Annotated in this window: 6 protein-coding genes; 4 read left to right on the forward strand and 2 right to left on the reverse strand. The window is 53.8% G+C overall.

All coding sequences use genetic code 11. The annotated features are described in order from the left end of the window. Nucleotides 1-633: 633 nt before the first annotated feature. From VFE46_08760 to VFE46_08770, 3 genes are read left to right on the forward strand one after another with little or no spacing between them, the layout of a single operon-like run. The gene (locus VFE46_08760; protein HZZ28079.1) at nt 634-882 is read left to right on the forward strand and encodes a hypothetical protein; all 249 of its coding nucleotides are present in this window, start codon (nt 634-636) and stop codon (nt 880-882) included. 48 nt (nt 883-930) lie between these two features. Further along, nucleotides 931-1,380: a hypothetical protein gene (locus VFE46_08765; protein HZZ28080.1), complete on the forward strand. Its 450-nt coding sequence runs from the start codon at nt 931-933 to the stop codon at nt 1,378-1,380. Nucleotides 1,381-1,383: 3 nt separating this feature from the next. Beyond that, nucleotides 1,384-1,887, forward strand: coding sequence for a LuxR C-terminal-related transcriptional regulator (locus tag VFE46_08770; GenBank protein HZZ28081.1), 504 nt, complete (start codon nt 1,384-1,386; stop codon nt 1,885-1,887). A 191-nt stretch (nt 1,888-2,078) separates the two neighbouring features. Here the strand turns inward: VFE46_08770 and VFE46_08775 are convergent, their stop codons facing one another. Then, the gene (locus VFE46_08775) at nt 2,079-2,576 is read right to left on the reverse strand and encodes a VOC family protein (GenBank protein ID HZZ28082.1); all 498 of its coding nucleotides are present in this window, start codon (nt 2,574-2,576) and stop codon (nt 2,079-2,081) included. Nucleotides 2,577-2,599: 23 nt separating this feature from the next. Next, on the reverse strand, nt 2,600-3,115 hold the full coding sequence (locus VFE46_08780; GenBank protein ID HZZ28083.1) for a hypothetical protein: 516 nt from the start codon (nt 3,113-3,115) through the stop codon (nt 2,600-2,602). A 1,414-nt stretch (nt 3,116-4,529) separates the two neighbouring features. On the opposite strand from VFE46_08780, the gene VFE46_08785 reads away from it, so the two are divergent. Then, a partial coding sequence (locus tag VFE46_08785; protein HZZ28084.1) for a hypothetical protein occupies nt 4,530-6,188 on the forward strand: 1,659 nt, incomplete at its 3' end.

The following is a 6,188-nucleotide window of genomic DNA, read 5'->3' on the forward strand; positions in this document are numbered from 1 at the left end:
AAGATTACCGAGAAAAGTGGACGAGCAAAGGCTTTGAAGAAAGTCAATATGGAATTGGGGCTGCGAGTTAGAACAATTCGACATTGACTTTTGAGGCAGACACTCGACTTTTGAGGCAAGTCGTCTTTTTTAGGCAAAGCCTTTATATAGTGGTTTTGCCCGCTAATTCACTCAATGATCTTTCCGCAGTAGAGGAAGTCGGCGAACATTTTCCAGCTTGGAACTGACTCGGGGGTATGAAGCGGCTTATGCTCAAAGTAATCGAGGGCTGCATACAAGTAGCTTGCAATGACGCTATTCTGCCAACCTGTATCGACTGCCGAGGAACTTTGAGACTGGGCCGCCAGGGCTTTTATAAACGCGATGAAAGATTCTCAGTCTGTAACCTTGTCGAGCAGTTCTTCGGGTGTTCCCATACCCCGCATTGTAGCCGATGGGTGGGGGATAACGGGCTTAGAAGAACCATTGTACACTAGTTGTACACTATCATAAATCCTCGCCAAAATATCTCCCAAGCGGTATGCCACAAAGGATTTATGTCTATCAAAACGATGATTATTTGGCGTAACTTATGCCCGGAATACTCCTTATTAGTGTGGGAGGGCATTTTTAGTACCTTTGGGAGATTGGACCATGTTGACACTCAATTTTGACAGCTATACCAGTCTAGTAGAATTTCGCCAGGCGGTTTTAAGCGCTATAAAGGAAGGTCAAGTTTCCGTGATTGTTTCTGAGTCTGAGGTTCTGTTTGCGGCAATCTCGCCAGAGATGACAAAGGAAATGATCGCTAAGCGCGTCGCCACAAGGTTGGCCGAAAATCCCAATATTTTGGCTGAAATAAAAGAACGGCTCGAAACGCAAGAACCAGAAGATTGGGAATAGACTGGATAGTATTACTAGGACTAAATTGGGCACGCAGGGAGGCGATCAATGCCTTACCGCAAGCAGGTTTTGCCAGACGCTGCAAAAGAATTTAATTGGTTCTGTAGCACGTATGGACGGGAAGCATGCGATACGGCAAAACAGTGGACCGATGCGCTAGTTGCCGCTGCCTCAAGAGGGAGACAGTTGGCATCCATTAAGTTCGATGCACTACTAGACGAGATTTCATCCAGCGAGCCAACAGAGGATGCGGATTGGCGATATGTCATACAACAATTCAGGAATGCGTCGGCTAAGGAAAAGCTATTAGCAATGATCCATTTTGCGAAACTACAGGCTCCCTGGAAACAGCATGCAGCTACGCGGGAAATCCTGTGCCTTGGCCATGTTCAAGTCGAATTATATGCGTATTATCAAGTGAATCGAGTCAAGCAAACTGTCGTGTTTACAAAATTTGATTACTGTGGCGTCGAAAAGGCAATGAGCCAAGACGATTAACTCATGTCTTCTTACTTGGATGCTCTCTGGTCGGCAGCGTCCGGGGTCAGTGAAAGAGTTCCTGATTGGTTCCGATCGCTCGTGGCGTGGAATACACAGAGACTGCCTGCCAATGTTCAAGAAGACTTCTTATCGCTTGTCGCCATTGAATTGTTAGAGCAAAAGTGTACCAACACGCGCGAGTTGCTTCGGGATGATGTTCAGCGTGCCTTGGGACGAGTAAGACAGCGCTTACTGGCTGAAATCGGATATTCAGCTCGGTTCTCGCACCGCCGCAGTTCTCCTCTAACAAGCGATCCAAAGGTGCCAGAAAGCAATGACCCCTTGGCTTCATTAGATATTCGCGAATTTCTGAAAAGCGTTCTAACACCGCAACAGATGCTTGTTTTAAGCATGCAGTTGGAAGGCAGAAACGACCGCGAAATCTCAAAAAAGCTTGGAGTAAGTAGCAGAACTATACAGCGCATTCGACGTATGATCACGCAGATTCTTTCACGCGCTCTTTAGCATCTTCGGATTATTTGCTTCTTTGGTCAGTCCCAATACGGGCTTTTGAACTTCGGGTTACCGTTTGCCTACCGCAACCCGCAATCGCCAGTATGCCAATCAACAAGAATTGCCGCCAGCACATTGATTCACCTCTTCGGGCGCCCAGAAAACGGCACGGTTGGCCACGCCGCAAACCAGCCTGCCGCAAACTATCCTGCGGCGGCTTTTTCCAGCGCTGCAATGTTGAGCTTTTTCATGCCCATCATCACTTGCATGACGCGGCCGGCTTTGGCTCTGTCGGGGTCGGTCAGGAAGGCGATCAATTGGTTGGGCACAATTTGCCACGAGAGGCCGAATTTATCTTTCAGCCAGCCGCATTGCTGGGCGGCCGGATCGCCGCCGGCGCCGAGCTTTTCCCAGTAGTGATCGACTTCGGCCTGCGTTTCGCAATGCACGACGAACGAAATGGCTTCGGTGAATTTAAACTGCGGGCCGCCGTTGAGCGCCGTGAAGTGCTGCCCCTCCAGCTCGAAGCCGACGGTCAGCACGCTGCCGGGAGGCTTGCCGTGAAATTCTTTTCCCGCCTCGCTGTAATGCGCGGTCTTGGTGATTTTGGAGTTTTTGAAAATGCCGGTGTAAAATTTGGCCGCTTCTTCGGCCTGCGTATCGAACCACAAAAACGGCGTAATGCGCTGAACGTTGGGCATGCAATTCTCCCTAATTCGTTAAATTAGTAACCCAAAAGATAGTTCCAGAGCAGTGCTACTCCGCCGCCGATTCCGGCCAGAACCAGCAAGGCCCGCGCGGCACGGAAGGCTTTGCTGCCGAATTCCTTGCGCATCACTTGCAGCAGGGCTTGTTCGGCATCGTCGGATTCGGCGCTCACATCCTGTCCTTTCGGCCACAGATGAAAACCGCCGCGGTCGGTATACAGGCCGCCCAATTGCCGGATTTCCCACACACCCCACATGCCGTTGCCGTTGTTGATGCCGCGATAAACGACCGAGTGCCGGCCAATGTAGTGCTTGATCCACTCGCACTTGCCGGTAGCGACATCGTAACTTCCCTGCATGGTATACCCGCCGACGGCATCGCTTCCCCGTCCGCTTAATTGGCCGCCGCCGCAGGTCAAATCGAGATCGGTCGTATGCCGGCCGGGCCACCAGTATTGCAAGAAGAAGCCAGTCCACATGCCGGTAGGAAAACGAGCATCTTGCTCCAGAATGACGGCGGGAAGTTCGTTCATGGCATCACGCTCCTGTGCCGAGTTTCAGCCGACCGCAAGCAGATCGAAAATCAGTATATCGGATGTGAGCAACAAAGCGATATTGCGTCAAGAACCAGCAACCGAGCACGGCTGACGGGAGTCAGCCGAGCGCCAGGGCGGTAGTGCCGCTGCCTTCATCGTTGGTCAACTGCAGCTACGCGCTAGGCCGTCGCAGGCGCTGGATTACGGCCAAGCTTGTGAAGTCGCACTTGGACTGCGAACACACCACGCCTTCGGCGAGTTGCGATTTCCTCGAGGGAGAGCCCCGCGTCAAATTCTTCGAGAAGTGCGCTGTCCTCGGCTGGGTTCCAAACGCACCCTGCGCGCCGGCGCTGCTTTGAAGGTTTGTTCAGCAATTTACGTGTTAGCGACTCTGATGGCGGACATTGTGGATCGGCCGAGTTGCTCAGTACCCACGTGTGGATGGCTAGCTCAACCCGCGCACGCCGCACGAGTATCTCACGTTCGTCCAGCTTGAAGTACGCCATCAGCTTGGTGACCGCGATCGGGCTTACTAACATGTGACACCGACCACACAAGGTCACAAGATTACAGAGTGCATCGGATCCACCCTGCCCGCGAGCAAAGATATGATGGACCTGACCGAGGACTTTTCGCCTGCATGCCTGGCAGCGGAAACCATCACGTCGGAGGACAGCTAGCCGTCGCGCGCGATCCATAACCTGACCTCCAGTACTTGAACGGCCTAACGACAAAGCTCAGTTGCCCGCCGGAATCAAGTGGCGGGATTATAGCAATATAGCCACGAAGAACACAAGAAGACAAACCGCCGTTTGGGTTGGCGGGTCTACTGCAGCGTCTCGTTAGGCAGCATTCTCACCGACGCCAAGATGCTTGGGGCAAAGTGTGCCGACGGCAAGTGCCTCGAGGAGCGCCCGCGTTCGTGCATCTGATACCTCGACGTATGAAAACTTGTATCCTTCGCGAAGCTTTGATGCTTCGTGATTAAGGAATTGATTAACGAATGATGATGATCCGTGGAGATGATTGTTCAGGCGCTGACGCAGGCCTTGTTTGCCCCGCAATGTATGGCCTACGTGGACCACGACACCTCGCGGCGCAAAAATGATATAAACGCCGTGTTTGTCAGGAGCTACCAGTCGTTCGCCAGCACGTGGGAACGATACCGGCCGCGCTCGACGGAGCTGACGACACAGTTTCCGTATGCTTGACGTTTCACCCGGCATCATTGTTGCCTAACGCAAAAGCTCAGTTGCCCGATTTTTGTGAACGACCTAGAAATCAGTGTAGCGGATGCGGGCCATCGCAATGATTAAAGAGTAATGAACCTGCAATCCGCGCTCAACCTTGACAAAAATGACGGGGTGCTGTGCAGTTCGGTTCTGGATTTATTGCCATCTTTTTGTGCATAATGGCACTTTCCATGGAAATCGACCAACTTCGCCAGTATCTGGATCATCCGCAAGAAGCCGGCCGCTGGCTGGGCGCTTGGAAATTGGACGACGTAGATCGGGCCCATGCCGCACTGCTGCGGATGGCGGTGGCGGGCATTCCGCTGGATTTGCTGGCCAACATGTGCGAGCAGTTGGCCGAGCAGTTGCCGCGGCTGAGCGATCCGGACATGGCGCTCAATAATTTGGACCGGTTTGTGGCCACGGTGCGCAATCCGCTTTCGATTGCCACGCTGTTCGAGCGCGATCGGGAAGGGCTGCCGATTTTGCTGCAAATTTTTTCGACCAGCCAGTATCTTAGCGATTTGCTGGTGACCGATTCCGAGGCGTACGACCTGTTGCGCATGACCGAAGGCCAGCCGGTGGCGCGCAACGTGCTTATCGACGAGCTGTGCTCCGAAGTGGCGGCCCTGAACGATGAAAAAGGAGTCATGACCGCCCTGCGGCGCTTCAAACGTCGCGAAACTTTGCGAATTGCCTATGGCGACATCATCCGCGGGCAGCGGCTGGAAATTGTCACGGCCCAAATTTCCTATCTGGCCGATGCCATTGTGGAAGCCGCGTATCGTTTTGCCCGGGCCTCGCTGGAGCGCAAGCGCGGAGTGCCGCGCGGGCCGGATCGCCAGCGCTGCCGATTTGCGGTGCTGGCGATGGGGAAGCTCGGCGGCGGCGAGCTGAATTATTCCAGCGACATCGATTTGATTTTTTTGTACGAGGCAGAAGGCGCCACCGATGGTCAGCGTTCGCTGGCAAACGTGGAATTTTTTGACCGCTTGGCGCGCGACATCATCAAGCTGCTCACGGAATTGACGCCGTTGGGCGCCGCCTATCGAGTCGATTTGCGTTTGCGGCCGGAAGGGCAGCATGGCCCTACCGTGCCTAACTTGGAAAGTGCGCTGCATTATTACGATGTTTCGGGGCGCACCTGGGAAAGGCAGGCGTTTTTGAAAGCGCGGGCGGCGGCGGGGGACGCCGATTTTGGCCAGGAATTTTTGAACCGCCTGGAACCGTGGGTGTATCGCCGCTACCTGAGCCGGGCCGATATTGCCGGCATTAAAGCTTTGAAGCGGCGAATCGAACACCATGTAAAAACCGAAGGGGCCGATTTGCGGAATGTAAAAACCGGCCACGGCGGCATTCGCGACATCGAATTCACCATTCAGTTTCTGCAATTGTTAAGCGGCGGCGATTTGCCGGAATTGCGCACCGGCAACACGCTCGAAGCTATTGCGCTATTGGAAGGGGGCGGATGCCTCACGGGGCAGGAGCGCGGCATTTTGGAGGAAAACTACGCCTTCCTGCGCAAGACCGAGCATCGGCTGCAACTGATGTTCGATTTGCAAACGCATTTATTGCCCACTTCGAACCAGGAATTGCGGCGGCTGGCCATTCGCATGGGCTATTCCGACACGCCCGACAAGCCGGCACTGGACGCTTTTACCGCGGACTACAAGCAGCGCACCGTTTTGAATCGAAAAATTTTGGATCACTTGCTGCACGATGCGTTTGGCGAGGAAGACAAGCCGGAGCCGGAAGTCGATTTGGTGCTGGACCCTGATCCGCAGCCGGAACATATTTCCGGCGTGCTGGGGCGATACCCATTCCACGATTCGCAACTG

The sequence above is a fragment of the Pirellulales bacterium genome, from assembly GCA_035656635.1.
Taxonomy (GTDB): domain Bacteria; phylum Planctomycetota; class Planctomycetia; order Pirellulales; family JADZDJ01; genus DATJYL01.

Coding starts and splice junctions, on each gene's coding strand:
- VFE46_08760 (HZZ28079.1), top strand. CDS start 634: ATGTTGACACTCAATTTTGACAGCTATACCAGTCTAGTAGAATTTCGC.
- VFE46_08770 (HZZ28081.1), top strand. CDS start 1,384: ATGTCTTCTTACTTGGATGCTCTCTGGTCGGCAGCGTCCGGGGTCAGT.
- VFE46_08780 (HZZ28083.1), bottom strand. CDS start 3,115: ATGAACGAACTTCCCGCCGTCATTCTGGAGCAAGATGCTCGTTTTCCT.
- VFE46_08765 (HZZ28080.1), top strand. CDS start 931: ATGCCTTACCGCAAGCAGGTTTTGCCAGACGCTGCAAAAGAATTTAAT.
- VFE46_08775 (HZZ28082.1), bottom strand. CDS start 2,576: ATGCCCAACGTTCAGCGCATTACGCCGTTTTTGTGGTTCGATACGCAG.